This window comes from Kitasatospora sp. NPDC001119 (assembly GCF_053598475.1).
The window spans coordinates 85,673-100,651 of record NZ_JBSFKI010000027.1 but is presented as its reverse complement, the minus strand read 5'-3'; the positions used below and the strand labels follow the sequence as shown (position 1 = coordinate 100,651).

Below are 14,979 nucleotides of genomic sequence, written 5' to 3'. Positions count from 1 at the left end.
GCCCGGCGGTCGTGTCCCCGTGTCACTGCATGTCCCCCATGGTGGTGTCGGTGCCGAGGAGGCGGCGGAGCTTGGCCAGGCCGTGGCTGGTGGTGGTGCGGGCGTTGGTCTCGGTGATGCCGAGGTAGGTGGCGATCGTCGGGTAGTCGATGTCCAGCATGTAGCGGAGCACGATCATGTCGTACTGGCGCTCCGGCAGCCGCAGGATCGCCTTGTAGAGCTCCTCGTAGTCGTTGTCGAGGTTCTCCAGGCTGACGCGGGCCAGGGCTTGGGCGCCTCGGATGGCGACGATCCAGTCCGGGACGACCGCGCTGGGCGGGGCCTGGCCGGCGCTCATCTCCCGGTCGGCGATGCACCGCTTGGCGATCATCCAGGCGTGGGCCTCGATGTCGGGCTGGCTCAGCGCGCCGAGCCAGTCCTGCCCCAGTTCCCGGCGGGTGCTGCGGACCGCCTGGTCGACGAGTTCCTGGTCGTGCAACCGGGCCCAGGCGACTCCGCGCCAGGTCTCTTCGCGGCTGTCGCAGAAAGCCTGGTAGGACAGCCGATGAGTGGGGCGCACGGCTGCCCACTCGTCGTCGCTGGTCAAATGATCCTCCTCGTCGCCCGTGCGGACGACGTTCGGCCGACCCGGGGGTCGGGAACGGTGGAGTCAGGTGGAGAACGGCCGTCCTCCGTACGGACATCCAATCGTCCTGAAAAGCCTGATGTGAAGGGGATCCCAAAAAGGTTTGTATGAACTGGCATGTGATGACTTATCAGATGGTGATCAGTCACATGCGATCAGATATCGTCACGTTGAGCTGAACGATGGCCCGCGCAAGGGTTCGCCACGCCGCGCCACGGGTTGTGGCGCGCCGGCCTGCGGGCACGACATGACGCCGACGCAGGGGGACAACGCACCATGGCAGCAGAGCAGCACGACGACATCGCCACTCCGCCGGGCGCCGAGGTCAACCTCGCCATCCACCGCCCGCACTCGGCGCGGATCTACGACTACTTCCTCGACGGCACGACCAACTTCCCCGCCGACCGGGAGGCCGCCGGGCACGCCCTCGCGGTCTTCCCCCAGGCCCGGTCGGCGGCCCGCGCCAACCGGACGTTCATGCACCGCGCCACCCGCGCGCTCGCCCGCGGCGGCGTGACCCAGTTCCTCGACATCGGCACCGGCATCCCGACCTCGCCCAACCTCCACGAGATCGCCCAGGGCATCGAACCGCGGGCCAGGATCGTCTACGCGGACAACGACCCCATCGTCCTCACCCACGCCCAGGCGCTCCTGCGCAGCAGCCCCGAAGGGCGGACCGCCTACGTCCAGGCCGACGTCCGGGACCCCGACGCCCTCCTGGACGCGGTCCGCGCCACCGGCGTCCTCGACTTCACCCGGCCGATCGCCCTGAGCCTCGTCGCCCTGCTCCACTTCGTCCCCGAGGGCGCCCACGAGATCGCCGAAACGCTCGGGAACGCGCTGCCGACCCGCGGTTCCGCCCTGGTGATCAGCCACTTCACCCCCGACTACGCCCCCCAGGACGCGGCCCGCATCGAGCAGGTCTACCGCGACAACGGCAACCCGGTCCGCGCCCGGGTCGCCGACGAGTTCGCCCGGTTCTTCACCGGCTGGGACATCCTCGCCCCCGGCATCACCTCCACCCCCCGCTGGCGCCCCGAACCGGACGCCCCGCACGTCAGCGACGCCGAGGCGTCCTGCCTCGCCGCCGTGGCCGTCCGCCCCTGACCGGGCCCCGGCACGGTCCGGCGGACACGGCAGCGAGGACGGACACGGCGCTACGGCCGTTCCGTTGCTGCCCGGACGATGTCGATCATCAGGCGGGTGTCCAGGAGCGCCTCGTGCGCGTTGGTGAGGGGCTGCGCTCCCGGCGCGCCGACGCACTCGTGGAAGTGCGCGAGCTGGGCCTTGAACGCCTCCTCGTAGGACCCCGTGACGGTCTCCTCCACGGCGGCCCCCCTGCCGGCGCCCGGCCCCGCCGGCGCCTCGTCACGCCAGATCCGCACGGTCGACGGCGCGTTGGGCAGGAAGGGGTTGGAGATGTCCAGCATCACCGTGCGGTCCTCGCCCCAGACGGTGAGGCTCTCCTCGAACCGGCGGACCGAGGTGGACGAGCCCTGGAAGACGCACTGGAACCCGTCGGAGTACAGGAGCGAGGCGGTGAGCGTCGTGCCGTCCGGCGAGCAGTGCGCCTTGATGGAGGCCGGCGGCGCGGGGAAGGCGGCCCGGTAGACGTTCACGTCGTGGCTCCACACCCCGAACATGTCCATGTACGCTTCCAGCGCTTCGGGCGAGGCGGCGCCGAACTCCCGGGCGACCCGGCCGCGCCGCTCGTCCGGCCCCGCCGCCCCGTCGGGTTCGCCGGAGCGGGTGATCCGGGACAGCTCGGGGATGATCCAGTTCCCGTACTCGGGGCCCACCACGATGTGGATCCTCGCCATGACGGGCCGGGTGATCCGCGCGATCTCCTCCAGGCCCCGCCGGACGCCGCTGTCGTACCGCTTCATGTAGCCCACCATGACCTTGGAGCCGGTGCGCTCGGCGGCGGCGATCACCTCCTCGGTCTCCGCGACCGTGTGGCCGAGGGGCTTCTCGGTGAACACGTGCTTGCCGTGCTCCAGGGCGGTGAGCACCGGTTCCCGGTGGTCGGTGGTGAGGACGAGGACCGCGTCCAGTTCGGGTGTCTTCGCCAGCATGTCCTCGACGGCCGCGTAGGCGTTCGGGACGTGGAAGCGCTCGGCCACCGACCGGGCCAGGTCGTAGGACCGGTCGCAGAGCGCCACGATGTCGAAGCGGTCGCGCAGCGCCGCCAGATACGGGAGGTGCACCAGCTGCGCGATCATCCCGCAGCCCACGACCCCCACACGGACACGTACCATATCGGCCTCCTCAGAAACGGGCTGGTCCTGGTGCCGGCGGCTGTCGTCGGAGCACGTGCCCCAGGACGTCGACGACCCCCTCCAGGTCGGCCGCCGGCGAGACGTACCAGGCCGCGTCCCGTATGTGCCGGGGCACGGCGGGGTCCGCCACGAACGCGCACCTGACGCCCGGCACCCCGGGGACCCAGTCGGCGGGCGAGTTCCCGACGAGGAGGGTGCTCCTCGGGTCGCGCGCGGCCAGTCCGGCCAGGGCCACGCGCTTTCCGGACTCCGTGCGCGGATAGGGGTGGATCCCGGCGTACGAGCCGCCCGGACCGAGCTCGACGGAGACGGCGACGCGGTTCCCGGTGCTCCAGCCGGTCAGCCGGTGCCGTACGTCGTGGATGAAGTCCGGGGGCCCGAAGACGCTGGCCGACGCCAGGCGGTTCGCCCCGAAGGCCCAGGTGCGGCCGGTCGGCGGCCGGCCCCCGAACTCGGGGGCCACCGCGTCGCCGACCCGGGTCAGTCCGTGGGCGGCGGCCGCCTCCGCCACCTCGGCGCGCAGGCTCCGCAGCGCCGGGAACGGGGTGGTGACGCGCACGGTCCCGTCGACCGCGACCACGTTGCCGTTCTCGGCGATCACCGGGAACCCGGACGCCGTGCCCAGGCCGATCCGGGTGCCGAACTCCCGCAGTTGCCGGAGCGGCGAGTCCGAGCAGAGCCCCACGGCGACGCCCGCGGAGGTCAGGTGCCGCACCAGCCGCCGGAAGCGCTGCAGGGCGAGGGCGTCCGGAGGGCCGCTGGGGACCGAGGGCACCAGGGTGCCGTTGACGTCGAGGAGCACCACGGCGAACGGCTCGTGGCCGGGCCCGGTCACCGGGCGGCCGATCCGGCCGGCACGTCCGTGCCCCGCTCCTCGACCTCCGCGATCAGTTCGGACCAACTGTCCATCCCCGTCTGGAGTTTGCGCAGGACGGATATGACCGGCTCGCCCGGCTCCGCCATCCCCAGCGACAACAGCGGCCGGCGCGCGTCGGGTCGCAGGTCGGCCACCCGGAGGGTGCGCCGCAGCAGCTGGTCGACGCGGGCGAAGAAGCGCGCGTTGGCCTCCAGCATGAGGACGGCGAACTCCCGGTCGGCCCCGGCGGGGCTGCCGAGCCGGGCCGAGGTCCGGACGAAGGGGAGCCAGTACGGTGTGCGGCCCCACGTTCCGTCCGGCAGGCGGACGACGAGCCCCGAGAGGCCGAGCAGGAAGTTCCTCGGGTCGAGCAGTTCCAGGGCGGGCCCGTCCGGCCCGGTGGCGGCGGTCCGGTAGTGGAGCACGGGGTCGACGGCGGCGCCCAGGATGGGGGAATGTGCCGAACCGCCCAGCCGGATACCGGGGATGACGTGCCGGACCCGCCGTCCCGTGTCCTGGAACAGGCGGATGACGGCGGCGACGGTCCCGCCGGTGGCGATGTCGTCCTCGATGAGGGTGTAGCCCCGCCCGGCCGGGTCCGGTGGCAGCGAGGCGATCTGGTCGCGGATGGGGACGGCGCCGGGCCGCGGCACCAGCCCGACCTGCCGACGGCCGCCGAGCAGGAAGCCCCGGGACACCCGCAGCGGCCGGACCGCCCGGTCGAGGAGCGGATCGAGGCTCACCGGCGGCCCGCCGGTGACCCGGCGGCGGACCGCCAGTTCGAGCCGGTGCGCGTCGACCAGGTGGAACCGGAGGCCGCCCGGCCGTGGCACTACCGTGCGCAGCGCGTCCCTCAGGTCCCGCTGGAAGGCGCGGTAGGCCTCCGCGACGGCGGGAGCCGAGCCGCCCGGCGACACGGTGCCGCACCGGGCCGGTGCGCGGCCCAGGGTCCGTACGCAGTAGGAGGTGTCGTCGCGCATGACGATGGTGAACGCGCCCGTGGTGGGGGCCTCGATGCGGGTCGTGACGTCGGAGCCCGGGTCGGGGCTCACGAGGTGGTGGTCGGGGTGTACGAGGTGGTGGCCGGGGACGGCGCGGATCACCGCGGGCTCCGCTCGCGGCCCAGGACGTACCTGCCGCGGGCGACCTCCCGTTCCCCGTCGAGCACCACCTCCAGCGGCATGGGGTGGCAGTGGAACAGGGCCAGCCCCGCGTGCAGGCCGTAGGCGCCGACGTTCGGCACCGTCAGCAGGTCTCCGACGGCCACGTCCGGAAGGCGCGCGTCCCTGGTCCAGACGTCCAGCGGGTGGCAGAGCGGGCCGGCGACGATGGTCCCGTCGGGGACGGCGGACGCGTGGGGATCGTCACCGCACTGGAAGCGCGGCTCGATCCGGTCCTCCTTGCGGAGCCCCGACATCCCGCCCAGGTGGTTGACGCCGGTGTCCAGGACGACGACGCGCCGCCCCTGCGAGCGCTTGACGTCCAGCACCCTGGTCAGCAGCCGGCCGCAGCCCGCCGTCAGGTAGCGGCCCGACTCGAAGACGACCCGCCGCTCCCCGTCCGGCCAGCCGGGGAGCCCCTCCTCGAGCAGGGCGTCGAGCCGGCTCCTGAGCGCGTCGAACCGCGGCAGTGCGCCGGGGACGGCGTACGGTGCGCCGAAGCCTCCGCCGAGGTCGATCACGGGGAGCCGGCGGTCGAGTGCCGTCTCGATCCGCCGCACGACGTCGAGCCCGTAGCGGAACACCGCGAGCAGCGCGTCCACCCGGGTCAGGTTGCTGCCCATGTAGAGGTGCAGGCCGGCCAGTTCCGCGTGCTCCCGGTCCGCGAAGAGCTCGGGCCGCTCCAGCACCCAGGCCAGGTCGGCGCCGAACTGGGAGGGGCCGCCGGTCATCGCGAGACCGGCCCCGGCCGGGGGGACGGGCGGGTTGACCCGCAGCAGTGCGCGCACCCGCGTGCCCGCGGCGCGGCCCAGCCGGTCGAGCTGGTCCAGGGCGTGCGGGGAGTCGACGGAGAACTGCCGGACGCCCGCCGCGAGGGCCCCGGCCACGTCCTCGTCGCGTTTGCCGGGGCCGGTGTAGAGCGCCCCGTCGGCCGGGAAGCCGGCCTGGAGGGCGGCGCGCAGTTCGCCGGGCGAGCTGACCTCGGCGTGGCAGCCGAGCGCCGCCAGCCGGCCGAGGACGGCGGGGTGCGGGTTGGCCTTGAGGGAGTAGAGCAGGGTGGCCGGGGAGGGCAGTGAGCCCACCAGCCGGTGGTGGGCGTCGCTCACGGCGGCCAGGTCGTAGAGGTAGGCCGGTGTCTCCCACCGGGTTTCCGGTAACGCCGTTCTCGTCGTCGTTTCCCCGACCTCGACGTCCATAGAACCGAGGGCTCCTCATGAGTCGTGCGGGCGCACCTTCTGACGGGCTTCAGGAGACCCCGCCGGGCCGGGGAGGACAAGGCCCCCTGGAGCCCGGTGGCTGCTTTCGGTCATGTCATGCCACTTCCGGGTGACGGGGTTCCGGTTTCCCGGGCCGGTCGGCGGACGCCGGGAGACGGCTGGTCAGGCGTCGGTCCGGCGGGTCGGCGGATCCGTCTCCCGGGGCGCCGCGCCGTGCGCGGGTGGGCCCAACTCAGTTTGGCTCATTACGAGTTGGGGTGATAGTGGTCCGTTGCTGTCCGTTGGGTGCGCCTCTAGAGTCTCGGCATCGGCCGTGGTCTGACGACGTTCGATACCCGCAGATTCTCGGTCACGCGAAACACGCCACCAGCAGCGGCTCACGGGACAGATCGGGGTACGCACATGCAGGAGCACATCGAGCAGGTCGGTACCAAACTCGGGCGAGGCGCCCCGGTGGCTCACGCTGGACGAAGCGCTGGCGGCCGACCTGACCCACGCCGTGCGGCAGGTCGTCACCACCTGTACGGAGCAACTGCTGGACGGCTGAGGGCCGGTGGGGGCGGTATCCTCGGGGACCGGCCGGAGCAACCGGTCGGAGCAACAGGAGGACTGGTCCATGGCGGCGCTCATCGACAAGGTGGCGTGGATCCACCTGGAGAACGGCCTGGTGCTGAGCACGCGTTCCCACGGCAAGGACGCCTACTACCTGCCCGGGGGGAAGCGCGAGCCGGGGGAGAGCGACCTCGACACGCTGTGCCGGGAGATCGGGGAGGAGCTGTCCGTCGCCGTCGTACGGGACTCGGCCGCCCTGCTGGGCGTCTTCGAGGCCCAGGCCCACGGGCACGGCCAGGGCGTGGTCGTCCGCATGACCTGCTACACCGCCGCGTACGAGGGGGTGCTCGCGCCGGCCAGTGAGATCGCCGAGCTGGTGTGGCTCACCCACGCCGACCGGCACCGGACGTCCCCCGTGGACCGGATCATCTTCGACCGGCTGCGGGCCGACGGGCTGCTGCGCTGACCTAAGTCCTTTCCAACGCCTCCTCCAGGAGGCCGAGTTGGTCGCCCAGCGCGTCCCCCAGCCTGTCCAGCGGGGCGAGCAGGGAGCGGTCCCCCACCAGGCCCAGGTTCAACCGGCCGCCCGCCGAGCGGGCCGCGATGAACAGGCCGACCCCGTGGCAGACGCTGCCCAGCGGGTGGACCGCCTCCAACGGGCAGCCGGCGAAGTACATCCGCTGCGAGGAGCCGGGGATGTTCGACACCACGACGTTGTACGGGGGCCGGGTCGCGCCGCCCAGGCCCAGCACGTTCTGCGCGACGAACGGCCAGGTGAACAGGGCCCCGTAGAGCCCGGTGGAGCCCTTCGGCAGCTCGCCCAGCTCCCGCTTGGCCAGCGCGCTGGACCGGGCCACGGCGCGCAGCCGCTCCAGCGGGTCGGCCACGTCGGTGCCGAGGCTCATGACCGTCATGGCGAAGGAGTTGGCGGTGGACGCGTCGCCCGCCTCCCTCGTCGAGACGGGGGTGCCCGCGGTCAGGGACCGCGCCGGAAGCGCCCCGGCCGCGGCCAGGCACTGCCGGAGGGCGCCCCCGCACACCGCCAGCAGGACGTCGTTGACGGTCGTGCCGGCGTCCTTCGCCGCCGCCCGGAACCGGTCGAACTCGTAGCTGCGGGTGATCACTTGGCGCTGCCGCCCGACGGCGGCGTTGAGCGGGGAGCGCGGGACCAGGAACGGCACCGCGCGGGTGCGGTCGGCCCTGGCCCGCACGCCCCGCGCCATGGTCCTGGCGGCCCGGCCGAGGCCCAGCGCGGTGGCCGCGAGCCCGCGGGCCGTCGGTCCGGCTGCCCCGGTGCTGTGGTCGGCGGGGGCGGCGATGCTCCACAGCGGGCGCAGCCCCTCGTCCCGCGGATCGGTGCTCAGCATGCGCCGCAGGCGCTGTTGGACGCCGAGCCCGTCCGTGAGCGCGTGGTGCACCTTGACGTACAGGGCGAACCGGCCGTCCGCCAGGCCCTCGATCAGGTGGCACTCCCACAGCGGCCGGGTGGTGTCGAGCGGCCGGGAGTGCAACCGGGAGACCAGGTCGGTCAGTTCGCGCTCGCCGCCGGGCGCGGGCAGCGCGGAGCGGCGCAGGTGGTACGACCGGTCGACGTCCTGCCCGGCGAGCTCCTCCCAGGTGCCGTCGAAGGCCCCCCAGCGTGCGTGGCGCGGCCGGAAGGTGAAGGGGGCCGCGACGGGCGCGGCGACGAGCCGCTCGAACAGGCGCTGTACGTACGGCCCGGGCTCGGCACCGGCGGGCGGCCCGAAGGTGGCCAGGAGCGCCACGTGCTGGGGAGTGGTGGCGGACTCCAAGGCGAGAAAGACCCGGTCGGGCATCCTGATCCTGGCCACAGCACCCCTCCTGTCCGCGTCCGGTCACCAGTCTGGTGGCGGCGGCACCGCCGGACAAGAGCGCGCCGTCGGACAGGGACGCGCGGCCGGACAGGGACGCACGGCCGACGACCCGACGCTCCGGGAACGCACCAGTCTCCGCGCCCGGCCCCGCCGCTGTCAGTCCGTATGGTTCCGGATTCCGCGCCCCCCGGCGGGTGGCTACCGTCCGAACCGTCCGAACGACGGACATCCGGCGGTCGCGGACCGGCCGCCGACACGCACCCTCAGGAGGTCACGGTGACCGCGAACCACCCCACCCGCAGGAGCATCCTCAAGTCCGCCGGCGGGCTCGGCGCCGCGCTGGCGCTCGGCGGCGCGAGCGTCCTCGCGACGGCCTCGACCGCCCACGCCGCCGACGACGGCTTCGGCCTGCACATCACCGACCGCGGCGAGGCCGACGCCCGGATGTGGTACTACCGCTTCCACACCGCCGAGATCGGCTGGGACCCGGCCGTCAACGTGCTGCTCCCCGACGACTACCACACCAGCGGGCGCACCTACCCCGTCCTCTACCTCCTGCACGGCGGCCTCCAGGACTTCATCGAGTTCGACCGCCAGGGCGTCCGCGACTGGACCATCGGCAAGCCCCTGATCGTGGTGATGCCCGACGGCGGGCAGGCCGGCTGGTACTCCAACCCGGTCAGCACCAACGTCGGCCCCCGCAACTGGGAGTCCTTCCACATCAACCAGCTGATCCCGTGGGTCGACGCCAACTTCCGCACCTTCGCCGAGCCCGAGGGCCGCGCCGTCTCCGGCTTCTCCATGGGCGGCTTCGGCGCGCTGAAGTACGCGGCCAAGTACTGGGGCCACTTCGCCTCGGTCAGCGCCCACTCCGGCCCGGCCAGCCTGCGCCGCGACAACGGCGCGGTCGTCCACTGGGCCAACGTCTCCGCCGCCGTCAAGGACCTGGCCGGCGGCACCATCTACGGCGCGCCGCTGTGGGACCAGGCCAGGGTGACCGCCGACAACCCGGTCGAGCGCCTGGAGAGCTACCGCAACAAGCGGATCTTCCTGGTCGCCGGCACCAGCCCCGACCCGACCAACCCCTTCGACACCTTCAACGAGACCGCGGTGCTGGCCGGGCAGCGGGAGTTCCGCGCCCTGCTCGACGGCGCCGGCATCCCGTACGAGGCCCACGAGGAGTCGGGCGGGCACTTCATCCGGCCCGACATGATGCGGCGCGACATCGACGGCATCATCGGCCGCCTCCGCAAGGCGTGAGGGGGCCGCACCGATGATCTCCCGCACCTCGCGGCGGGCCCTGGCCGTGGTGGCCCTGCTGCTGCCGGTCGCCGTCCCGGCCGCTCCCGCTGTCGCCGTTCCCGCCGCTACCGCTGCTCCCGCTGTTGCCGCCGGGTTCGCGGCGGCCTGTCCGACCGACGGCGCCATCACCCAGCACTACACCGCGGAGCACAACGGCATCGACATCGCCAACAACCGCGGCACCCCGATCTACGCGGTCGGCGACGGCAAGGTCGTCATCTCCGGCCCGGTGTCCGGCTACGGCCAGTGGATCCGCATCCTGCACCCGGACGGGACCATCACCGAGTACGGGCACATGCAGCGGCGGGACGTGTTCGAGGGCGACGACGTGAGGGCCGGCCAGCAGATCGCGCTGATGGGCAGCGAGGGCAACTCCACGGGCCCGCACCTGCACCTGCGGGTCTGGGCCGACCCGAACGCGTCCCAGCGCACCGACCCGGAGCCGTACCTCACGGAGCGCGGCGTCACCGTGCCCTGCGTCCCCGGGAGCGGTCCCCGGCCCGCGCCGCTGGTGTATCCGGCCGAGTCCGGCCGGGTGGTGTCGGCCCGGTCCGCGGACGGGCGCCTGGAGGTCTTCGCCGCCGGGGCGAGCGGTGTCTCGCACGCCTGGCAGACCGTGGTCAACGGGGCCTGGTCGGAGTGGGAGAGCCTCGGCGGCCCGGGCGGCGCCGAACTCGCCATCGGTCCGAACGCGGACGGCCGGCTGGAGGTGTTCGCCCTCAACGGCACCACCCTCCAGCACCGTTACCAGCTCCAACCGTCCGGCGCCTGGTCCGGCTGGGAGGACTTCGGCGGCGGGGGCCACGACCTCGCCGTCGGCGCCAACCAGGACGGGCGGCTCGAAGTCTTCGCCTCGGGACCGGCCGCCGTCTTCCACCGCTACCAGACCGCGCCCAACGGCGGCTGGTCCGGTTGGGAGGGCACCGGTGGCGGCCCGGCCAACAGTGAGATCGAGCTCGGGAAGGCCCCCGATAGCCGCCTCGAGGTCTTCGCCCTCAACGGCGACACCTTCCAGCACCAGTGGCAGACGGACGTCAACGGCGGCTGGTCCGCCTGGGACGCGACCTTCGGCGGCGGGGGACACGACCTCACCGTCAGCCACAACCGGGACGGCCGCCTGGAGGTCTTCGCCTCGGGGCCGGTCGGCGTCTACCACAAGTACCAGACGAACCCCACCAGTTGGTCCGGCTGGGAAGCCACCGGCGGCCCCGCCGACTCCCGGCTCACCAGCGAACTGACCGCGGACGGCCGGGTCGAGGCCTTCGCCATCAACGGCAGCACCGCGCAGCACATCTGGCAGACCGGCCTCAACGCCCCGTACGGCCAGTGGGAGACCTTCGGCACCGGCGGCACCGAGATCGGTGCCGCCGCCAACGCCGATGGCCGGATCGAGGTGTTCGGCGCCAACACCGACGGCGTGCACCACCGTTGGCAGACCGGCTTCTCCACCTGGTCCGAGTGGGCCTGGCTGAACACCACTCCCGGGCCCGCCGCCAGTCGAGGAGCCACCCCGTGACCGGACCGCAGCACGCCCGCCGGGCGCCCCACCGCGCCCTGCTGTCCGCGATCGCCGCCCTGGGCGTCACGGCGGGCCTGACGGTCGCCGCCCCCTCCGCTCCGGCCGCCACCGGCAGCGACCTGTGCGCCGAGGTCGCCTACCAGGCGGGCTTCCGGGGCGAGGCCCTGGTGACCGCGATCGCCGTCGGCCTCGCCGAGTCCAGCTGCAACCCGCTGGCCTCCAACCGCCAGGGCAACCAGCCGGACTACTCCGTCGACCGCGGCCTGTGGGAGATCAACGACCACTGGCACAAGGAGGTCTCCGACGCCTGCGCCTACGACGCCCAGTGCAACGCCGACGCGGCCTACCGGATCTCCAACGGCGGCCTCGACTGGCACCAGTGGTCGACCTACAGCGCGCGCGCCCACGTGCGGCACCTGGAGGAGGCACAGGCCGCCGTCGACCGGCTCGGCCACCACGAGCCCGGCCCCGCACCGCTGGAGTACCCGGCGGAGTCCGGCCGGGTGGTCTCGGCCCGGTCCGCCGACGGACGCCTCGAAGTCTTCGCGGCCGGGAAGAACGGCGTCTCGCACGCCTGGCAGACCGTGGTCAACGGCGGCTGGTCGGAGTGGGAGGACCTCGGCGGCCCGGCCGGCGCCGAACTCGCCATCGGCCTGAACGCGGACGGTCGGCTGGAGGTCTTCGCCCTCAACGGCACCACCCTCCAGCACCGTTACCAGCTCCAGCCGTCCGGCGCCTGGTCCGGTTGGGAGGACTTCGGCACCGGTGGCCACGACCTCGCCGTCGGCTCCAACCAGGACGGGCGGCTCGAAGTCTTCGCCTCGGGACCGGTCGGCGTCTTCCACCGGTACCAGACGGCGCCCAACGGCGGCTGGTCCGGCTGGGAGGGCACCGGCGGCGGCCCCGCCGACAGCGAGATCGAACTCGGCAAGGCCCCCGACGGGCGGCTGGAGGTCTTCGCCCTCAACGGCAGCGTCTTCCAGCACCAGTGGCAGACCGCCGTCAACGGCGGCTGGTCCGCCTGGGACTCCACCTTCGGCACCGGCGGCCACGACCTCACCGTCAGCCACAACCAGGACGGCCGGCTCGAGGTCTTCGCCTCCGGTCCGGCCGGCGTCTACCACAAGTACCAGACGGACCCGACCAGTTGGTCCGGCTGGGAGGCCACCGGCGGTCCCGCCGACGCGCAGCTGACCAGCGGGCGTTCGCCGGACGGCCGGGTGGAGGTGTTCGCCATCAACGGCAGTACGGCGCAGCACATCTGGCAGACCGGCCTGAACGCCCCGTACGGCCAGTGGGACACCTTCGGCACCGGCGGCACCGAGATCGGCTCGGCGAACAACGCCGACGGCCGGATCGAGGTCTTCGGCGCCAACACCGACGGCGTGCACCACCGTTGGCAGACCGGCTTCTCCACCTGGTCCGAGTGGGCCTGGCTGAACACCACCCACGGACCCGCCGCCGGCTGACCACGCAGGCTGACCCCGCCGGAAACCCCCTGGAGCGCAGCGATGCACCCGATCAGCAGGCGCGGCCTGCTGCGGGCGGCCGGAGCGGGAGCCCTCGTGCTCCCGCTCGCGGGCCGTACCGCCCCGGCGGCCTCCGCCGTCCCCGCCGTCCCCGCCGGCGCCTCCGCCGGCGCCGTCTGGGTCGGCGCCGGCCCGTTCGACCACGTCTACGACCCGTCCACCGCGCGCCGCCGCTACCTCAACGACCACACCCTGGTCCAGGCCGACGGGCGCTGGCACCTGTTCAGCATCGTCGGCGACAGCGCGCCGCCCGGGCAGGCGCCCGACAGCGCGGCCGAGGTCTCACTCGCGCACGCCTCCGCGCCCTCCCCGTCCGGGCCGTGGCGGAGCCACCCGGACGCGCTGACCGTCGACGCCTCGTACTTCGGCGAGGAGCACCTGTGGGCCCCGCACGTCGTCGAGTCGGGCGGCGTGCACTGGATGTTCTACGCGGCGGGCGGACGCGCCGGGGCGGCGGTCAACGCCGCCACCTCCACCGACCTGTCCACCTGGACGAGGCTGCCGTCCGGTCCGCTGTTCCGCGGGACCGCCGCCCGCGACCCGATGGTGCTGCGGATCGGCGCCGAGTGGGTGATGTACTACACCGAGCTGTCCGCCCCCGGCGGCCGCCACCAGGTCTGCTACCGGCGCTCCACCGACCTGCTGACCTGGGGCGAGCCCGGCGTGGCCTTCGCCGACGCGGCCACCGCCGCGGACGGCGTCTCGGTCACCGAGTCGCCCTTCGTGGTGGCCCGGGACGGCTGGTACCACCTGTTCATCGGACCGCGCAACGGGTACGAGGGCACCGACGTCCTCGCCTCCCAGGACCCGTTCCGCTTCTCCCTCGACGGCTACGCCGGCCATGTGCCCGGCCACGCGGTGGAGGTGGTCACCGACGGGCGGCAGTGGTGGGCCAGCGCCGTCGGCTGGTTCCGGCGCGGCCTCTACCTGGCCCCGCTGGACTGGCGGTCCACCCCGCCGCCCTGGCAGAGCCCGGACAACCCCGTCGCCGCCCCGGACGTCCACGGCCGGCTGACCGTGTTCGCCCTCGACGCCGCCGACCGGTCGGTGCTGCGCCGGGTCCAGACCGGCCCGGACACCGACACCTGGTCGGACTGGGAGGTGTTCGGGACACCCGCCGGCGCGGTGCCCGTCCTGGGCCGCAACGCCGACGGCCGGCTGGAGGTGTTCTCGCTCGCCCCCGACGGCGCCGCCCTGCACCACCGCGTCCAGCGGAGCGACGGCGGCTGGTCGGACTGGGAGGCCTTCGGCGGCCCGGCCGGCGCCGCCCCCGCCGTCGCCCGGAACGCCGACGACCGGCTGGAGGTCTTCGCGCTCGCCCCCGGCGGCGCCCTGATCGCCCGCCGCCGCCAGTCCTCGCCCGGCTCGACCGGCTGGGACGACTGGGACCCGGGCTTCGGCGGCCCGGCGGGCGCGCCGCCGGCCGTCGCCGCCAACGCCGACGGCCGGCTGGAGGTGTTCGCGCTCGCGCCCGGCGGCGCCGCGCTGCTGCACCGCTGGCAGACCTCGCCCGGCGGCACCTGGTCCGCCTGGGAGCCCTTCGGGACGCCCGCCGGGGCCGCGCCCAGGGTGGCCCGCGACGGCACCGGGCGGCTGAACGTCACCGCGATCGCCCCGTCCGGCACGGCCGCCTTCCACCGCCGCCAGTCGGTGCCCAGCGGGGGCTGGGACGCCTGGCAGCCGCTGCTCGGCTGGTCCACCGCCGCGCCGCCGGTGATCGCCGGCTCGGACGGCCGACTGGAGGCCTTCACCCTCTCCCCGGGCGGCGAACGCCTCGCCCACCGCTGGCAGTCGGCGCCCGCCGGAGCCTGGGCACCGACGGACGTGCTCGGCGAGGACTTCGGCGAGCCCGGCCTGGTGCTCGCGGCGCCGCCCTCGGCCGCGGCCGACTCCACCGGGCGGCTGCACGTCTTCGCGGTGGCCGAGGACGGCCGGGTGCGCACCCGCGTCCAGGACCGGCCCGGTGGCGGCTGGCGGCCGTGGGCCGCCTTCGGCGACCGGCCGGTGGCGCCGCTGCGGTCGGGGGCGCCGATGGGTGCGGTGGCACCCGTGCGTTCGGGGGCGCCGATGCGCTGACCGAACGCCTGTACCCTCCGCTCCCGCTT

12 protein-coding genes are annotated in these 14,979 nt (G+C 73.9%); 6 read left to right on the top strand and 6 right to left on the bottom strand.

What is annotated here, in order from left to right; all coding sequences use genetic code 11:
- Positions 1-22: 22 nt before the first annotated feature.
- Positions 23-586, bottom strand: coding sequence for an RNA polymerase sigma factor (locus tag ACWDD9_RS29770; RefSeq protein ID WP_147409059.1), 564 nt, complete (start codon positions 584-586; stop codon positions 23-25).
- A 315-nt stretch (positions 587-901) separates the two neighbouring features.
- Here ACWDD9_RS29770 and ACWDD9_RS29765 point away from each other — a divergent pair, with 315 nt between their 5' ends.
- Positions 902-1,732 (top strand): SAM-dependent methyltransferase, encoded by an 831-nt coding sequence (locus ACWDD9_RS29765; RefSeq protein WP_449813269.1) that lies wholly within the window; start codon positions 902-904, stop codon positions 1,730-1,732.
- A gap of 50 nt (positions 1,733-1,782) precedes the next feature.
- On the opposite strand, the gene ACWDD9_RS29760 is transcribed toward ACWDD9_RS29765, so the two are convergent.
- From ACWDD9_RS29760 to ACWDD9_RS29745, 4 genes are read right to left on the bottom strand one after another with little or no spacing between them, the layout of a single operon-like run.
- The gene (locus tag ACWDD9_RS29760; RefSeq protein WP_449813268.1) at positions 1,783-2,883 is read right to left on the bottom strand and encodes a Gfo/Idh/MocA family protein; all 1,101 of its coding nucleotides are present in this window, start codon (positions 2,881-2,883) and stop codon (positions 1,783-1,785) included.
- A 10-nt stretch (positions 2,884-2,893) separates the two neighbouring features.
- The gene (locus tag ACWDD9_RS29755) at positions 2,894-3,739 is read right to left on the bottom strand and encodes a hypothetical protein (protein WP_449813267.1); all 846 of its coding nucleotides are present in this window, start codon (positions 3,737-3,739) and stop codon (positions 2,894-2,896) included.
- Positions 3,736-4,863: a hypothetical protein gene (locus ACWDD9_RS29750; protein WP_449813266.1), complete on the bottom strand. Its 1,128-nt coding sequence runs from the start codon at positions 4,861-4,863 to the stop codon at positions 3,736-3,738. The genes ACWDD9_RS29755 and ACWDD9_RS29750 overlap by 4 nt, the downstream gene beginning before the upstream one ends.
- Positions 4,860-6,116: a type III PLP-dependent enzyme gene (locus ACWDD9_RS29745; protein WP_449813265.1), complete on the bottom strand. Its 1,257-nt coding sequence runs from the start codon at positions 6,114-6,116 to the stop codon at positions 4,860-4,862. The genes ACWDD9_RS29750 and ACWDD9_RS29745 overlap by 4 nt, the downstream gene beginning before the upstream one ends.
- A gap of 637 nt (positions 6,117-6,753) precedes the next feature.
- Here ACWDD9_RS29745 and ACWDD9_RS29740 point away from each other — a divergent pair.
- The gene (locus ACWDD9_RS29740) at positions 6,754-7,155 is read left to right on the top strand and encodes an NUDIX hydrolase (protein WP_449813264.1); all 402 of its coding nucleotides are present in this window, start codon (positions 6,754-6,756) and stop codon (positions 7,153-7,155) included.
- Position 7,156: 1 nt separating this feature from the next.
- Here ACWDD9_RS29740 and ACWDD9_RS29735 read toward each other — a convergent pair whose 3' ends face one another.
- A complete protein-coding gene (locus ACWDD9_RS29735; protein ID WP_449813263.1) occupies positions 7,157-8,521 on the bottom strand; it encodes a wax ester/triacylglycerol synthase family O-acyltransferase in 1,365 nt (454 codons plus the stop codon).
- A 279-nt stretch (positions 8,522-8,800) separates the two neighbouring features.
- Here ACWDD9_RS29735 and ACWDD9_RS29730 point away from each other — a divergent pair, with 279 nt between their 5' ends.
- Genes ACWDD9_RS29730 through ACWDD9_RS29715 form a run of 4 tightly spaced genes read left to right on the top strand, consistent with a single transcriptional unit; the run spans position 8,801 to position 14,950 of the window.
- A complete protein-coding gene (locus tag ACWDD9_RS29730; protein ID WP_049655836.1) occupies positions 8,801-9,784 on the top strand; it encodes an alpha/beta hydrolase in 984 nt (327 codons plus the stop codon).
- Between the two features lie 13 nt (positions 9,785-9,797).
- Positions 9,798-11,342, top strand: a complete 1,545-nt coding sequence (locus ACWDD9_RS29725; protein WP_449813262.1) for a peptidoglycan DD-metalloendopeptidase family protein — start codon at positions 9,798-9,800, stop codon at positions 11,340-11,342.
- Positions 11,339-12,814, top strand: coding sequence for a hypothetical protein (locus tag ACWDD9_RS29720; RefSeq protein WP_449813261.1), 1,476 nt, complete (start codon positions 11,339-11,341; stop codon positions 12,812-12,814). The genes ACWDD9_RS29725 and ACWDD9_RS29720 overlap by 4 nt, the downstream gene beginning before the upstream one ends.
- A 42-nt stretch (positions 12,815-12,856) precedes the next feature.
- Positions 12,857-14,950 (top strand): family 43 glycosylhydrolase, encoded by a 2,094-nt coding sequence (locus ACWDD9_RS29715; protein WP_449813260.1) that lies wholly within the window; start codon positions 12,857-12,859, stop codon positions 14,948-14,950.
- Positions 14,951-14,979 lie beyond the last annotated feature (29 nt).

Excerpts from the sequence above, each read along its gene's own strand:
- ACWDD9_RS29765 (WP_449813269.1), top strand. The coding sequence starts at position 902 with ATGGCAGCAGAGCAGCACGACGACATCGCCACTCCGCCGGGCGCCGAG.
- ACWDD9_RS29760 (WP_449813268.1), bottom strand. The coding sequence starts at position 2,883 with ATGGTACGTGTCCGTGTGGGGGTCGTGGGCTGCGGGATGATCGCGCAG.
- ACWDD9_RS29745 (WP_449813265.1), bottom strand. The coding sequence starts at position 6,116 with ATGGACGTCGAGGTCGGGGAAACGACGACGAGAACGGCGTTACCGGAA.
- ACWDD9_RS29740 (WP_449813264.1), top strand. The coding sequence starts at position 6,754 with ATGGCGGCGCTCATCGACAAGGTGGCGTGGATCCACCTGGAGAACGGC.
- ACWDD9_RS29725 (WP_449813262.1), top strand. The coding sequence starts at position 9,798 with ATGATCTCCCGCACCTCGCGGCGGGCCCTGGCCGTGGTGGCCCTGCTG.
- ACWDD9_RS29715 (WP_449813260.1), top strand. The coding sequence starts at position 12,857 with ATGCACCCGATCAGCAGGCGCGGCCTGCTGCGGGCGGCCGGAGCGGGA.